Here is a 15,678-nt window from a genome sequence, read left to right on the forward strand (position 1 = left end):
CCGCGCGGGGCTCTGCCCGGTGAACGTAAGGGCGTGCTCCGAGCAAGGTCAATGCCTGTGCGGCCGCTTGGAGCCGTGGCCCGTCACCGACGTGACAACGTTGTTGTCAGGCGTACGTCGGTGAGGTGCCCGGGGTGGGAAAGGCGCGGCGCGGCCGTGAGTTCACTCGGTGGAGGTGAGCCAGCGGTACACCAGTTCGGGGCGTCCGACGTGGCCGTACAGGGGGCTTCGGGCGGCGCGCGCGGTGGCGACCAGGTGCTCCAGGTAGCGGCGGGCGGTGATGCGGGAGAGCCCGGCGGTCTCGGCCGCGGCGGTGGCGGTCAGGCCGCCGGGGGCGTCGCGCAGCGTGCGGATGACGCGCTCCAGGGTGGGGCCGCTGAGCCCCTTCGGCAGGGCGGCGGGGCCGGGTGCGCGCAGCGTGGCGAGGGCGCGGTCCACCTCGTCCTGGCCGGTGGCCTCGCCCTCGGCGGCGGCCGTGCGGAACTCCGCGTAGCGGGTGAGGCGGTCGCGGAGGGTGGCGAAGGTGAAGGGCTTCAGGACGTACTGGACGACGCCGAGGGACACGCCCTCGCGGACCACGGCGAGGTCACGCGCCGACGTCACCGCGATGACGTCCGTGGGGTGCCCGGTGGCCCGCAGGGAGCGGGCGAGCTGGAGCCCGTGCCCGTCGGGCAGGTGCAGGTCGAGGAGGATCAGGTCCACGTGCGTGCGTTCGAGGGTGCGGCGGGCCTCGGCGGCGGAGTGGGCGGGCCGCTCGATGGCTTCGAAGCCGGGCACACGGTTGACGTAGAGCACGTGCGCGTCAGCGGCCACGGGGTCGTCTTCGACGACGAGAACCCGAATCACGCCCTACCCCCGCGTCTACGGCTGCTGTCGGCCTCGGGCTCGGCCTCGGGCGGGGTGGCTTCGTTTGCTTTCATCGGGTTCTGCGTGTCTCCGTTTCCGCGGGCTGTGCTCGGTCCGGGGGGCTTCTCCGTGGCGTCCGAGGGGTGCCGGCCGGTCGCGGAGGCGCCCGCGCCAGGCGTCCGCAGCGTCACCTCGAACTCCGCTCCGCCCTCGGCGGACTCCCGTACCGTCAGGTGCCCGCCGTTCCTCGCCACCGTCTGGCGGACCAGCGCCAGGCCCAGGCCGCGGCCCGTCGCCGCCTTGGTCGACCAGCCGCGTTCGAAGACCGTCTCCCGTTCGGCCGGTCCCACCCCGGGGCCCGTGTCGGAGACGCGCAGGAGGAGGGCGGAGCCGTCGGCGCGGGCCGTCGCCGTGACGCGGGCCGACAGTGAACCCTGCGCCGCGTCGACCGCGTTGTCGATGAGGTTGCCGAGGATGGTGACCAGGTCACGGGCGGAGAGCCCCGCCGGGAGCATGCCGTCGTCGATGCTGCTGTCGTCGGAGACGACGAGTTCGACGCCGCGCTCGTTGGCCTGCGCGGCCTTGCCGAGGAGCAGCGCCGCGAGGACCGGTTCGCTCACCGCGGCCACCACCTGATCGGTCAGCGCCTGCGCCAGCTCCAGCTCGGCGGTGGCGAAGTCGACGGCCTCGTCCGCGCGGCCCAGCTCGATGAGGGACACCACCGTGTGCAGACGGTTGGCGGCCTCGTGGGCCTGCGAACGCAGCGCCCGCGTGAAGCCGCGCTCCGAGTCCAGCTCGCCCGCCAGGGCCTGGAGCTCCGTGTGGTCGCGCAGGGTCACCACGGTCCCCCGGCGTTCGCCGCCCGTCACGGGCGAGGTGTTGACGACGACCAGGCGGTCGGCGGTCAGATGCAGCTCGTCCACCCGCTGCTCGGCGGCGAGGAGCGCCCCCGTGAGCGGCACGGGCAGCCCCAGCTCCGCGACGTTGCGCCCGATGGGGTCGCCCCGGACACCGAGCAGCTCCCGGCCGCCGTCGTTGATGAGGGCGACCCGCCGCTGCCCGTCCAGCATCAGCAGCCCCTCACGCACCGCGTGCAGCGCCGCCTCGTGGTAGTCGTGCATGCGGCTCAGCTCGGCGGCGTTCATGCCGTGCGTGCTGCGCCGCAGCCGGGCGTTGATGACGTACGTACCGATGCCGCCGATGACGAGCGCCGCCGCCGCGACACCGAGCAGCGCGAGGAGCTGGCCGCGCGCCTTGGCGGTGATCTCCTCGATGGTGATGCCCGCGCTGACGAGCCCGATGACCCGCCGTTCACCGGCCTCGTCGGTCTCGTCGGTCTTGCCCGCCTCGCCCGACCAGATCGGCGTGACCACCCGCACGGACGGGCCGAGCGTCCCCGTGTACGTCTCCGAGAAGGTCTTTCCCCGCACCGCCTCCGCCGTGTGCCCGAGGAAGTGCTCGCCGATGCGCCGCTCGTCGGGGTGGGTCCAGCGGATGCCCCGCGGGTCCATGATCGTGACGAAGTCGACGCCGGTGTGCCGCTGCACCCGGGCCGCGTACGGCTGGAGCAGCGCCGACGGGTCACGGCCGCCGATGGCCTCCCGTACGGAAGGTGAGTCGGCGACCGCGCGCGCCGCCGCGGTGGCCTGGTTGCGCGCACCCTCCTCCGCCTGGTGCTTGTCGCTCAGATACGTGAAGAGCGCGCACCCCGCGACCACGGCGGTCACCAGCACGATCTGCATGGCGAAGAGCTGGCCCGCCAGGCTGCGCGGAAGGCGGCTGCGGCCGGTCGGACGGGTGGGGGACATGGTGCAAGTCTGCCTCTTCGTACAAGTGATCGTATCGGCGCGGCACACCGCGCGGGGCGGGCGGTGCATAAGTGAACCGGTGGTCGTATAAGCGCGAACTAAATGAACGCAAGCGTGACCGTCCGCGCAGGGCGGGAGATAGTCGCCGGGATCCCCAGGACACCGATGAGACATCGGTGCGGGCATCGCCGAGGTACACCGCCCAGGACGTGAGCCGCACGCACTGCAGGCGCCACCAGGCACCACAACGCCGACGTCGTCGTTCAAGGAGGGCCCCCGTGACCAGCACGGCCGACCCGCAGAAGGCACCCGCGGCCAAGCGGGACCGCACGCATTACCTCTACATCGCCGTCATCGGCGCCGTGCTGCTCGGCATCGCCGTCGGCTTCATCTGGCCGGACTTCGCCAAGGAGCTCAAGCCGGTCGGCACCGGCTTCGTGAACCTGATCAAGATGATGATCTCCCCGATCATCTTCTGCACGATCGTGCTCGGCGTCGGCTCGGTCCGCAAGGCCGCCAAGGTCGGCAAGGTCGGCGGGCTCGCCCTCGCCTACTTCATGGCGATGTCCGTCGTCGCGCTCGCCATCGGCCTCATCGTCGGCAACATCCTGCACCCGGGTTCGGGCATGGACCTCACCGAGTCGGTGAAGGGGGCGGGCCACACCGCCGCCGACGAGGCCAACGAGGGCCTCGTCGACTTCGCGCTCGGCATCATCCCCAAGACGCTCGTCTCCGCCTTCACCGAGGGCGAGGTGCTCCAGACGCTGCTCGTGGCGCTGCTCGTGGGCTTCGCGTTGCAGGCCATGGGGCGCTCGGGCGAGCCCGTCCTGCGCGGCGTCGAGCACATCCAGAAGCTGGTCTTCCGCGTACTGGGCATGATCATGTGGGCCGCCCCGATCGGCGCGTTCGGCGCGATGGCCGCCGTCATCGGCGAGACCGGCGTGGACGCGCTGAAGGCGCTCGCCACGATCATGATCGGGTTCTACGTCACCTGCGCGCTGTTCATCGTGGTCGTGCTCGGCACGCTGGTCAGGGTCGTGACCGGGGTCAACCTCTTCAAGCTGCTCAAGTACCTGGGCCGCGAGTTCCTGCTGATCCTCTCCACCTCCTCCTCCGAGTCCGCGCTGCCGCGGCTCATCGCGAAGATGGAGCACCTCGGGGTCAGCCGTCCGGTCGTCGGCATCACCGTCCCGACCGGCTACTCCTTCAACCTCGACGGCACCATGATCTACCTGACCATGGCCTCGCTCTTCATCGCCGACGCCATGGACCAGCCGCTCGGCATCGGTGAGCAGATCTCGCTGCTGCTCTTCATGATGATCGCCTCCAAGGGCGCGGCGGGCGTCTCCGGCTCGGGCATCGCGGTCCTCGCGAGCGGCCTCCAGTCGCACAAGCCCGCCCTCGTCGACGGTGTCGGCCTGATCATCGGCGTCGACCGCTTCATGAGCGAGGCCCGCGCCCTCACGAACTTCGCGGGCAACGCGGTGGCCACGCTGCTGATCGGCACGTGGACCAAGGAAGTCGACAAGGAGCGGGTCACGGAGGTCCTCGCGGGCCGGCTGCCCTTCGACGAGCGGACGCTCATCGACGACGGACACGGACCCGAGCCCACGGCCGCGACCGAGGCCGCCGTGGCGCCGGAGCCGCGGGGCGAGGCCGGCAAGGAGCCCGCGAAGGTGTAACCAACACCCGTACCCGGATCACCGCGGGGCGCCGCCCGCGACACAGCAGCCAACAAGCTGCCGCGTCGCGGGCGGCGCCCCGCGTCGGTGTTTCCGGGGCAGTGCCCCGCGTGGGGGTGTCCGGGGGCGGAGCGGTCCGCGTTACAGCAGGTTCGCGATGATCTCGCGGACCCGTTCCGCGGGGACGCCCGCCGAGAGCAGGGCCGTCGACGCGGCGGCCCTGCCCGCGTCGCCGGGGGCCAGGAGGCCGTCGTTGACGGCCTCCATCAGGCCGAAGAGCTGCTGTTCATGGACGTACGACAGGGCGGCGGGCGGCAGCGACGAGGTGAACGATCCGTCGTCGAGGCCCTTCCGCAGCACGCTCACGCACTGCTCGCGCACCGGGGCGAGGCGCTGCCTGATGCCCTCCATCGCGACGCTGCGCTGCGCGAGGGCGATCAGCAGGCGGTAGCCGTCGGCGATCTCCCAGACGGCGACCATGGAGTGCGCGAGCGACTCCGCGGGGTCGTCCGACCGCGCCCGGCCCGAGGCGTGCGCCGCGGCGACGGCCTCCGCGGCGCCGTCGATGAGCGCGCCGATCAGCGCTTCCCTGCTGGGGAAGTGGCCGTACACGGTCCGGCGCACGACGCCCGCGGCCCGCGCGATCTGGTCCATCGACGCCTCCGGGTCGCGGAGGAGCTCGGCGAGGGCCACCTCCAGGATGCGGCGGCGGTTGGCGTCGGCTCGGCTCATGGCCTCCATTCTGCACGCGCCCACGGGCCCGTCGTCCCCATCGTCCTCGCCGTCCCGCACCGATTTTGCACACCACTGTGCAGTGCCGTAACTTGCACAGTGGTGTGTATTTGCACAGTGCTGTGCAAGCGGCGCATCGACGAACGGACACGCACGGGGAACTGGGTCAGAAGGGGTGAGGCTTCAGTGGCGCTGGTCATGAAGCAACCGGTCGAGGAGATGAAGCAGCCGTACGGCCGTCGCTGGTGGGCGCTGGGGGTGCTCTGCCTGAGCCTGCTGATCATCGTGATGGCGAACACGGCGCTGACCGTCGCCGCGCCCGACATGACGGAGGATCTCGGCCTCTCCAGCTCCGACCTCCAGTGGGTCATCGACGGCTACACCGTCCCGTACGCGGCGCTGATGCTGCTGCTCGGCGCCATCGGCGACAAGTACAGCCGCCGCGGCGCGCTCGTCCTCGGCCTCGTCGTCTTCGGCGCCGGATCGGTCGCGGGCTCCCTGGTCGACAGCTCCACGGGCGTCATCGCGGCCCGCGCCGTCATGGGCTTCGGCGCGGCCATGATCATGCCCGCCACCCTCTCCCTGCTCGCGGCGACGTTCCCGCGGGCCGAGCGGGCCAAGGCCATCGTGCTGTGGACCGCCACCGCGGGTCTCGCCATCGCGGCGGGCCCGCTGGTCGCGGGGGCGCTCCTGGAGAGCCGCGGCTGGGCGTCGACCTTCCTGATCAACGTGCCGGTGGCCGTCCTCGCGATCGTCGGCGCCTTCGTGCTCATCCCGCCGTCCAAGGCGGGGCACCACGACCGGATCGACTACGTGGGCGGACTGCTCTCCGTCGTCTGGACCGGCGCGCTGATCTACATGATCATCCAGGGCCCGCACTTCGGCTGGGACGCCAAGGCGGTCTCGGCGGCGGTCGTCGCGGGCGTCGGCCTGCTGGCCTTCGTCGGCTGGGAGCTGCGGCACCCGCACCCGATCCTGAACGTCCGCCGCTTCCTCGACCGCCGCTTCGCGGGCTCGAACCTGGCGGTGGCGCTGTTCTTCCTCGCGGTCTTCGGCGCGTTCTACTACCTCACGCAGCACCTGCAGTTCGTGCTCGGCTATAACCCGCTGGAGACCGGCGTACGCATGCTGCCGCTCGCGGGCGCGGTCTTCGTCGGCTCGGCGCTCACCGGCTACCTCACGCCGCGCATCGGCATGAAGATCACCGTGACGGCGGGCATGGTCGCCGGCACGGTGGCGCTCGCGCTGCTCACGCAGGTGGACGCCGGTTCCTCGTACGGGGACTTCGTGGCCCCGCTGATCGTCCTCGGCCTCGCCATCGGCCTGGCGCTCTCGCCGTGCACCGACGCGATCATGGGCGCCTTCCCGGAGTCCGAACTGGGCGTCGGCGGCGCGGTCAACGACACGTCCCTGGAGCTGGGCGGCTCGCTCGGCATCGCCATCCTCGGCTCGGTGCTCGCCAGTTCGTACTCCTCGAACCTCGCGGACGCCGCGAAGTCCTCCGGTACGAAGCTGCCCGACGGCACGCTGTCCACCGCGCAGGACTCGGTGGGCGCCGGTTACGCGGTGGCCCAGGGCATCGGCGACCAGGCCCGCGCCACGGCCCAGAAGGCGGCGCAGGCCGGCTCGGAGCAGCAGGCGGCCGAGCTGAAGGGCCAGGCCGAGCAGTTGACGCAGGGGGCCCACAAGATGGCCGACGCGGTCGGCTCCGCCTTCTCCGACGCGGTCTCCCACACCAGCCTGATCGGCGCGGCGATCCTCGGCGTGGGGACGGTGCTGGTCGCGGTGCTGCTCCCGCGGAAGGGGCGGGGCGAGACGGCTCCGGAGACCCCGGAGACCCCGGAGGAGCCCTCGGCCGAGGCCGCCGAACAGAAGGCCGCCGAGCCGCAGCCGCAGCGCTGACGCAGCCTCAGGATCACCGCCGACGCCCCGGGTAACCTCGGGGCGTCGGCGTATGACCAGGGCCGACGAGTACGGGAGAGGCGAAGAGAGCGGGGGACGGCGACCGGGCTGATCTGCTGGCGGTGCGGGACGGGCCGCGCAGGGGTCGAAAGCTGTTGACACCACTGCAAGTGAAGTACTACGTTCACACCACTTCAAACGTAGTGTTACGAGGGGGCCCCATGCGAAAGCTCGTCTACTTCATCGCCGTCAGCCTCGACGGGTTCATCGCCGGCCCCGACGGCGGCGACCCCACGGGGCCCGACGGGTTCTGGCCGGTCGGTCAGGACTACGTCCAGCACCTCGCGGAGACGTACCCGGAGACCCTGCCGGCCCCGGCCAGGGAGGCCCTCGGCGTCACCGCCGAGGGGACGCACTTCGACACGATCCTGGAGGGGCGTAAGACGTACATGATCGGCGTGGACGCCGGGCTGCCCAACTGCTACCCGCACCTGCGGCACCTCGTCTTCAGCCGCACCCTCACCACGAGCCCCGACCCGGGCGTCGAGCTCGTCGCCTCCGACCCGGTCGAGAAGGTGCGGGAGCTCAAGCGCGAGGAGGGCAAGGACATCTGGCTCTGCGGCGGCGGCGAACTGGCCGGGGTGCTGCGGGACGAGATCGACCGTCTCGTCGTCAAGATCGGCCCGCTGACGCTGGGCTCGGGCACGCCCCTGTTCGCACAGAAGACGCCCTTCGAGCCGGTGCACTACGCGCGTACGGACGCCGTGCTCCTCGACAGCGGGACGATGTTCGTCACCTACGACAAGCAGAGCTGACGTTCAGGCAGAGCTGACGCTCAGGCAGGGCTGAGGCGGCGGCCCTCTCCCGCCGCCGCGCTCAGCAGTACGCCGGACAGCTCATCGGGCACCGACAGCATCGGCCAGTGCCCGGTGGCCAGTTCGAAGAAGGTCGCCCTCGGGTCGGTGAGGTGCTGGACCATGGGCAGGCCCGACGCCACCATCGCTTCGAGCGCGGCGATGTCCGCCGTACCGCCGGTGGTGCAGAAGACGCCCGTCGTCGGCAACGCGGCGACCCGCTCCGAGATCCGCAGCTTCTGCGTGGACGGGCCGAGCGGCATCGGCGAGGACAGCCGCGCCAGCCGGTCGAGGGCTTCGGGGGAGACGCCCGCGAGGTTCCCGTGCTCCAGCCACTCCGCCCGGGTCGGCGCGGGGACCCGCCAGCCTTCCTCGGCCCGCTCCGGCATCCCGAGCGTCCGCTCGCGGGCCGGCGAGGGCGGCATCAGCTCGCGCACCTGGTCGAGCATGGAGTAACCGTCCTGCGGCAGCGGCGAGTCCAGGTGGACGAGCCGGGCGACGCGGTCGGGCCGCCGGTCGGCGGCGCCCGCGGACGGATAGATGCCGTAGCAGTAGCCGACGAGGACGACCTCGTCCGCCTCGGCGTGGTCGATCGCCTGGACGACGTCCTCGATGTGCGTCTCCAGGTCGACCCGCGGGCCCGCCAGATGGCGTCGGTCGCCGAGGCCCGTGAGCGTCACCGCGTGCGCCCGCGCCCCCGCACCGCGCAGCCGCGCGGCCACGTCCCGCCAGAGCCAGCCCCCCGTGTAACCGCCCGACACCAGCACGAACGCCGTCATGGTTCCTCCTCGTACGTCCCGGGCCCCTCGTCGCGGTGCCCCTGAGTCCGCGCGGTCCGGCCGGTCGGCCCGCCGCGCTCGCCCGTACGCTAGGAACTCCCCCTGAGGGAGGTTCAAGGCATGGGACCGGAGGTGGGTCCAGAGGTGGGTCCAGGGATGGGTCCAGAGGTGGGTACGGGCGCGGGGTCGGACGGCCTGTGGAGCATCGGGCAGCTCGCCGAGAAGGCGGGCGTCACCGTGAAGACCGTCCGTTTCTACTCCGACCGCGGACTGCTGCCCGAGGCCGCCCGTAGCGGCGGCGGCCACCGCCGCTACGGACCCGACGCGCTCGACCGGCTGCGGCTCATCCGGTCCCTGCGCGCGCTGGACCTGCCGGTGCTGGACGTGGGGCGGGTCCTCGACGGGCAGGACGCCCTGGAGGACATCGTCGAGGGGCAGTTGCGCGAAGTCGGCTCGCGTCTCACCGCGCTGCGCTGGCGCGAGGCCGCGCTCCGGCTGCTGCACGACAGCGCCCCGGAGGAGCGCGCCGAGCGGCTGCGCCTGGTCGGGGCCCTGGGCACGCCGCCGAACACGGCCGCGCTCGCCCGGTTCTGGCGGCGCTGGCTGCCCATGCGGATGCCGGCCCGCGTGGTCTCCGCCGTCGTCGAACAGGCGGTCCCGCGGCTTCCGGAGGACCCGAGCCCGGCGCAGGTGCTCGCCTTCGCCCGGCTCCACGAGTTCGTCGCGGGCCCCTGCCCCGGCCTGGGGCACCCCGAGCGCGGCCGTGACCAGCCCGAGGTGCACCTGCCGGGCAAGGGATACCGGCCCGGCCTGCTCTACGAAGCCCTGCCCGAGGCCTTCGAGCTGGCGGCGGCGCAGCTCAGGGTGGGACGGGCGCCGCACGAAGGCGAGGCGCTCGACTGCTTCGTCGCCGCCCACGCCGCCGCCCTCAACGCCCGCGACAGTCCCGGGTTCCGCCGCGGGCTGTGCCGGGCGCTCGCAGCCGAGCCCCGGCTCGACCGCTACTGGCAGCTCACCGCCGAGGTCACACGCCCGCCGACCGGGCCGCCCGAACCGACACCGGGCGCGGCCGACGACTGGCTGCGGGCGGCCCTCGGAGCCGCGGCGTAGCGGACTCCTGGCCTTGACGCCCACGTCAAGGAATACCGTCGGGGCATGCGAATCGGCGAGCTCGCGGCGCGTGCGGGGACGACCACGCGGACGCTGCGCTACTACGAGTCCCGCGGGCTGCTGCCCGCCCGGCGCACGGGCAACGGCTACCGCACGTACGACGAGGACGACGTGCGGCTCCTGGAGCAGATCAGGACCCTCCAGGACTTCGGGTTCGACCTGGAGGAGACGCGGCCCTTCGTGGAGTGTCTGCGCTCCGGCCACCCGGAGGGCGACTCGTGTCCCGCGTCGCTCGCCGTGTACCGCCGCAAGCTCACCGAACTGGACGCGCTGATCGGCGAGTTGTCGGCGGTGCGCGCCCAGGTCGGGGCGCAGCTCGCGCGCGCCGAGGCGGAGGCCCCCGGTGGCCCCGAACCGCGGTGCGAACTGACCGGATGACCAGGGAAGCGACGGACGACATGAGGAGTGTGGCTCAGTGAGGGCAGCAGGTGTGGCCGAGGTGACGGACGCGGACTTCGAGGGGGAGGTGCTGCGGGAGGCGGGACGGCCGGTGCTCGTGGAGTTCACGGCGGACTGGTGCGGGCCCTGCCGGCAATTGGCGCCGGTCCTGAGCGAGCTGGCCGAGGAGGAGGCCGACCGCCTGAAGATCGTGCAGTTGGACGTGGACCGCAGCCCGGAGACGGCGATCGCGTACCGGGTGCTGTCGGCGCCGACCATGATCGTGTTCAGGGACGGGGAGCCCGTGAAGCAGATGGTGGGCGCGCGGGCGAAGCGCAAGCTGCTCGCGGACCTGGCCGACGTGCTCTGACGGCGGCGACGACGTACCCGGGAGGACCCGAGAACCGGAGAACCGGAGAACCCGCAGGGCATGAGAAAAAGCCCCGGACGTGAATTGACGTCCGGGGCGTTTCTCTGCGTATAGTGGATTCTTTCGCGAAGCTCTGTCCATTTGCGGCATGACGGCTTCTGCGGGAATATCTATAAGAGCACTGTAACCGGCAAGGGGCTGAATTGTCAAGCGAGGAATTGCGGGAAGAGCAGCAATTCGTCTCCGGACTGTACGCGCGCCTGGACGCACTGCGCGAGGAGGCCGAGGTCGCGGTGCAGACGTCGTTGGCGCAGGTCGGGACCGGTCTCCAGGCGCGCCTTGAGCGTGATGTCTCGGTGGCGGAGCAGTCCGGGCTGCTCGCCGCCTTCAACGCGGGGGAGAACGGGCTCTGCTTCGGCAGGCTCGAATTCCGCGACGGCCGCGACCACCACATCGGACGCATCGGAATCCGCGCGTCGGACACCGAACGCACCCCGCTGGTGATCGACTGGCGCGCCGATGTCGCGCGCCCCTTCTATCTCGCGACGGGGCATACCCCGATGGGCCTGCGCAGACGCAGGCACATCACCACCGAGGGCCGCGAGGTCACCGCCCTGCACGACGAGATCCTGGATCTCGGCGACGACCGGCGCACCGGCCACGAGGGCGCCGACGCGGACGAGGTGCTGCTCGCCGCGCTCGACTCGGCGCGCACCGGCCGCATGCACGACATCGTGCAGACCATCCAGGCCGAGCAGGACCGGATCATCCGCGCCCCGCACAGCGGTGTCATGGTCGTCGAGGGCGGCCCCGGCACCGGCAAGACCGTCGTGGCGCTGCACCGCGCCGCGTTCCTGCTCTACGCGCACCGCGAGCTGCTCGCCAAGCGGGCAGTGCTGATCGTCGGACCGAACCCCGCCTTCCTCGGCTACATCAGCGAGGTCCTGCCCGCGCTCGGCGAGACCGGGGTGCTCCTCTCCACGGTCGGCGAGCTGTTCCCCGGCGTCACGGCGACCGGCACCGAGAGCGCCGCGGCGGCCGAGGTGAAGGGCCGCGCCCAGATGGCGGACGTCCTCGCCGCGGCGGTCCGCGACCGGCAGCGGACCCCCGAGCCGGGCGAGGCGATGGTCATCGAGCACGACGACGGCGACCTCATCCTGGACTGGACGATCGCCGACGCGGCGCGCGAGGCGGCCCGCGAGGCCGACGTCCCGCACAACCTCGGCCGCCCCTACTTCGCCTTCCGTGTCATCGACGCGCTGACCGCACAGCTCGCCGACCGCATCGGCGCCGACCCCTACGGCGGTCCCAACTTCCTCGGCCCCGACGACATCGCCCAGCTCGGCAAGGGCGTCGCGGAGAGCGCCGAGGTCCGCGCGGCGATCGAGGAGCTGTGGCCGACGCTGACCCCGCAGGGCTTCGTCACCGACTTCCTGGAGGAGCCGACGGGCCTCGACGAGGCGGACGCGGCGGCGATCCGGCGCCCGCGCGGCTCCGCCTGGACCCCGGCCGACGTCCCGCTGCTCGACGAGGCCGCCGAGCTGCTCGGGTACGACGACAGTGCCGAGCGGGCGCTCGCCGAGGCCGAGCGTGCGGAGCAGATCGCCTACGCGCAGGGCGTCCTCGACGTGTCGCGGGCCTCGCGGACGTACGAGTTCGAGGACAAGGACGAGGACGACGCCGAGATCCTGCTCGCGCACAACATCATCGACGCCGAGCGGATGGCCGAGCGGCAGGAGGAGGCCGACCACCGCAGCGCCGCCGAGCGGGCGGCGGCCGACCGCACCTGGGCGTTCGGCCACATCATCGTCGACGAGGCCCAGGAGCTCTCCGCCATGGCGTGGCGACTGCTCATGCGGCGCAGCCCGACCCGTTCCATGACGCTGGTCGGCGACCCGGCGCAGACCGCGGAGGCGGGCGGCTGCGGCTCCTGGGAGAAGATCCTCGCGCCGTACGTCGAGGACCGCTGGGAGTACACCCGGCTCGGCGTCAACTACCGCACGCCCGTGGAGATCATGGACGTGGCGGCGGAGGTGCCGCGCGCGGAACAGCCCGGCTTCCGGCCGCCGAGCTCGGTGCGGTCCACGGGGGTGCGCCCCTGGGCCCGCCGCGCGGACGACCTCGCCGCGGCCGTGGCCGACGCGGTGTCCGCCGAGGCCGGGGACGAGGGCCGCCTCGCGGTGATCGCCCCCCGCGAGCTCCACGCGGAGCTCGCCGCACAGCTCCCCGGAGTGACGGCCGGGGAGGCCTTGGACCTGACGCGGCCGGTCGTGCTGATCGATCCGCGTCAGGCGAAGGGCCTGGAGTTCGACACGGTCCTGGTCGTCGAGCCCGCGCGCTACGGCACCAGCGACCTGTACGTGGCCCTGACCCGGGCCACACAGCGCCTCGGCGTGCTCTACGCCGAGGAGCTGCCGGTCGCGCTCAAGCGGCTCGCGTAGCTCGGGGCCCGTGGCTCAGGCCGACCTGAGGCTCAGGCCGGCCTGAGCCACACCGTGGCCAGGGGCGGCAGCGTCAGCCGCAGGGACGCGGGACGGCCGTGCGACGCCACCGGCTCCGGCTTCAGCGGGTCGGGGTTGGTGACGCCGCCGCCGCCGTAGCGGGCCTCGTCGGTGTTCAGGATCTCCTGCCAGGCCCCGAACCCGTCGGGCACCCCGAGGCGGTAGGCGTGCCGCACCACCGGGGAGAAGTGGGAGACGGCGAGCAGCGGGCCGTCCTCCTTGTCGTAGCGCAGGAAGGCGAAGACGTTGTCCTCGGCGGCGTCACCGTCCACCCAGGCGAAGCCGCCGGGGTCCGTGTCGCGCTGCCACAGGGCGCCCTCACGCCGGTAGACCGTGTTCAGGTCGCGTACGAGATCCCGTACGCCCCGGTGGTCGGGTTCGGCGCCGTACGCCGGGTCGAGCAGCCACCAGTCGGGGCCGTGCCCCTCCGACCACTCGGCGCCCTGGGCGAACTCCTGGCCCATGAAGAGGAGCTGCTTGCCGGGGTGGGCCCACATGTAGCCGAGGTAGGCGCGGTGGTTGGCGCGCCGCTGCCACCAGTCGCCCGGCATCTTGGAGACCAGCGACCGCTTGCCGTGCACGACCTCGTCGTGGGAGATCGGCAGGACGTAGTTCTCGCTGTAGGCGTACACCATCGAGAACGTCATCTCGTTGTGGTGGTACTTGCGGTGCACCGGCTCCTTCGTCACGTAGTCGAGGGAGTCGTGCATCCACCCCATGTTCCACTTCAGGCCGAAGCCGAGACCGCCGAAGCCCCCGGGGCCCAGGTGGTGGGTGGCCCGGGTCACGCCGTCCCAGGCGGTGGACTCCTCGGCGATCGTGACGACGCCGGGGGAACGGCGGTAGACGGTCGCGTTCATCTCCTGGAGGAAGGCGACGGCGTCGAGGTTCTCCCGGCCGCCGTGCTCGTTCGGCGTCCATTCGCCGTGCTCGCGGGAGTAGTCGAGGTACAGCATCGAGGCGACCGCGTCGACGCGCAGGCCGTCGATGTGGAACTCCTCGCACCAGTAACTGGCGTTTGCCACCAGGAAGTTGCGGACCTCGGTGCGGCCGTAGTCGAACTCCAGGGTGCCCCAGTCCGGATGCGCCGCCCGGGCCGGGTCCGCGTGCTCGTACAGGGGCCGCCCGTCGAACTCGGCGAGCGCCCAGTCGTCGCGCGGGAAGTGCGCGGGCACCCAGTCCATCAGGACACCGATCCCGGCGCGGTGCAGCGCGTCCACGAGATACTTGAAGTCGTCGGGGGTGCCCAGGCGGGACGTCGGCGCGTAGAAGCCGGTGACCTGGTAGCCCCAGGAGCCGCCGAAGGGGTGCTCGGCGACGGGCATCAGCTCGACGTGCGTGAACCCCAGGTCGGACACGTAGGCGGGGAGCTGCTCGGCGAGCTGCCGGTAGGTGAGGCCGGGCCGCCAGGAGCCGAGGTGCACCTCGTAGACGGAGAACGGCGCCTCGTGCACCGGACGTTCCGTGCGGCGCGCGAGCCAGTCCTGGTCGTGCCACTCGTGGTGCGACTCGTGCACGACCGAGGAGTTCGCGGGCGGCGTCTCCGTGCGGCGGGCCAGCGGGTCGGCGCGCAGCGTCTTGGTGCCGTCGGGCCGGGTGATCTCGAACTTGTACAGCTCGCCCTCGCCGACGGACGGCGCGAACAGCTCCCAGATCCCGCTCCCGCCGAGCGAACGCATCGGGAAACCGGTGCCGTCCCAGAAGTTGAAGCCGCCCACGACCCGCACCCCGCGGGCGTTCGGCGCCCATACGGTGAAGCGGGTGCCGGTCGCCCCCTGGTGGACCATCGGGCGCGCCCCGAGCGCCTCCCACAGCCGCTCGTGCCGCCCCTCGCCGACCAGATGCAGGTCGAACTCGCCGAGCGAGGGCAGGAAGCGGTACGCGTCGTGGGTGACGAACTCCGCGTCGTCGTACGTGATGTGGAGCCGGTAGTCGTCGGGCGCGGCCGGCAGCGGAACGACCGCCGAGAAGAAACCCTCGCCGTCGTCGCGCAGCTCGGCCCTGAGGTCGTCGGCGACCACCGAGACGGCCTTGGCGTAGGGCCGCAGCGCCCGGAAGGCGATGCCGCCGGTGACGGGGTGCGCGCCGAGCACGCCGTGCGGATCGTGGTGGGTGCCATCGAGGAGGCGTACGCGGTCGTCCCCGGGCACGGGTGACGCGGCGAGGGGCGCGGGCCCCGGCGGGGGAACGGACTCGGCCCTGGCCGCTGGCACGGTACGCGACCTGACCGAGGGCACACCCTCCCTGCGGGCGGCGGGCACCGGCTTCAGGGGCCGCTCGGCCGCGGCCTTCTTCACGGGCTTGGCGGCCTTCGGGGGCTTCGGCGGCTTGGCGCTCCGCACGGCCTTGGCGGGCACCGCCTTCTTGGCGGCCGCTTTGACGGCCTTGGTGGTCCTGGCGGTCGCGGAGGGCTTCGCGGTCTTCGCGGGCCGGGTCGGCTTCGCGTTCTCGGTGGTCTCGGTGGTCTCGGTGGTCTCGGTGGTCTTGGCGGGCACGGCCTTCCCGGCCGCTTCGGGGCGCGCACCGCCCGGCGTCGGTGGGCCCTCGTGGGCCTGCGGTTCTTCGGTGTGCTGGGGGCCGGACGGCCGCTCGGCGGCTTCGTCGGACGGTTTGCGGGGGCGGCGGGTCACTGGAGGAGCCTCCTGTGGAGGAGTGG

General features: G+C 72.4%; 12 protein-coding genes. 7 read left to right on the plus strand and 5 right to left on the minus strand.

Going from position 1 to position 15,678, the window contains the following annotated elements; all coding sequences use genetic code 11:
- Positions 1–162: 162 nt before the first annotated feature.
- Both ACRAKF_RS26710 and ACRAKF_RS26715 read right to left on the minus strand, forming a co-directional pair.
- Positions 163–846 (minus strand): response regulator, encoded by a 684-nt coding sequence (locus tag ACRAKF_RS26710; RefSeq protein ID WP_447040085.1) that lies wholly within the window; start codon positions 844–846, stop codon positions 163–165.
- Positions 843–2,654, minus strand: coding sequence for a sensor histidine kinase (locus ACRAKF_RS26715; protein ID WP_447040086.1), 1,812 nt, complete (start codon positions 2,652–2,654; stop codon positions 843–845). The genes ACRAKF_RS26710 and ACRAKF_RS26715 overlap by 4 nt, the downstream gene beginning before the upstream one ends.
- Before the next feature lie 278 nt (positions 2,655–2,932).
- On the opposite strand from ACRAKF_RS26715, the gene ACRAKF_RS26720 reads away from it, so the two are divergent.
- Positions 2,933–4,336, plus strand: a complete 1,404-nt coding sequence (locus tag ACRAKF_RS26720; protein WP_447040087.1) for a cation:dicarboxylate symporter family transporter — start codon at positions 2,933–2,935, stop codon at positions 4,334–4,336.
- 141 nt (positions 4,337–4,477) lie between these two features.
- Here ACRAKF_RS26720 and ACRAKF_RS26725 read toward each other — a convergent pair whose 3' ends face one another.
- Positions 4,478–5,068: a TetR/AcrR family transcriptional regulator gene (locus ACRAKF_RS26725; protein ID WP_447040088.1), complete on the minus strand. Its 591-nt coding sequence runs from the start codon at positions 5,066–5,068 to the stop codon at positions 4,478–4,480.
- A gap of 186 nt (positions 5,069–5,254) precedes the next feature.
- Here ACRAKF_RS26725 and ACRAKF_RS26730 point away from each other — a divergent pair, with 186 nt between their 5' ends.
- Together ACRAKF_RS26730 and ACRAKF_RS26735 are read left to right on the plus strand one after the other, a co-directional pair.
- Positions 5,255–6,970 (plus strand): MFS transporter, encoded by a 1,716-nt coding sequence (locus ACRAKF_RS26730; protein WP_447040089.1) that lies wholly within the window; start codon positions 5,255–5,257, stop codon positions 6,968–6,970.
- A 221-nt stretch (positions 6,971–7,191) separates the two neighbouring features.
- Complete coding sequence (locus tag ACRAKF_RS26735) at positions 7,192–7,785, plus strand: dihydrofolate reductase family protein (protein WP_447040090.1); 594 nt, start codon at positions 7,192–7,194, stop codon at positions 7,783–7,785.
- Between the two features lie 20 nt (positions 7,786–7,805).
- Here ACRAKF_RS26735 and ACRAKF_RS26740 read toward each other — a convergent pair whose 3' ends face one another.
- Positions 7,806–8,603, minus strand: a complete 798-nt coding sequence (locus ACRAKF_RS26740; RefSeq protein WP_447040091.1) for an alpha/beta fold hydrolase — start codon at positions 8,601–8,603, stop codon at positions 7,806–7,808.
- A 156-nt stretch (positions 8,604–8,759) separates the two neighbouring features.
- Here ACRAKF_RS26740 and ACRAKF_RS26745 point away from each other — a divergent pair, with 156 nt between their 5' ends.
- From ACRAKF_RS26745 to ACRAKF_RS26760, 4 genes are all read left to right on the plus strand, one after another.
- Positions 8,760–9,713: a MerR family transcriptional regulator gene (locus ACRAKF_RS26745; protein ID WP_447040092.1), complete on the plus strand. Its 954-nt coding sequence runs from the start codon at positions 8,760–8,762 to the stop codon at positions 9,711–9,713.
- A gap of 45 nt (positions 9,714–9,758) precedes the next feature.
- Complete coding sequence (locus ACRAKF_RS26750; RefSeq protein ID WP_447040093.1) at positions 9,759–10,151, plus strand: MerR family transcriptional regulator; 393 nt, start codon at positions 9,759–9,761, stop codon at positions 10,149–10,151.
- A 37-nt stretch (positions 10,152–10,188) separates the two neighbouring features.
- Entirely contained in the window at positions 10,189–10,521 is a 333-nt protein-coding gene (gene trxA, locus ACRAKF_RS26755) for a thioredoxin (RefSeq protein ID WP_447040094.1), read from the plus strand.
- Positions 10,522–10,724: 203 nt separating this feature from the next.
- On the plus strand, positions 10,725–12,962 hold the full coding sequence (locus ACRAKF_RS26760) for a HelD family protein (protein ID WP_447040095.1): 2,238 nt from the start codon (positions 10,725–10,727) through the stop codon (positions 12,960–12,962).
- 32 nt (positions 12,963–12,994) lie between these two features.
- Here the strand turns inward: ACRAKF_RS26760 and glgB are convergent, their stop codons facing one another.
- A complete protein-coding gene (gene glgB, locus ACRAKF_RS26765; RefSeq protein ID WP_447040096.1) occupies positions 12,995–15,652 on the minus strand; it encodes a 1,4-alpha-glucan branching enzyme in 2,658 nt (885 codons plus the stop codon).
- Between the last annotated feature and the right edge of the window lie 26 nt (positions 15,653–15,678).

This window comes from Streptomyces sp. DSM 118878 (genome assembly GCF_052936595.1).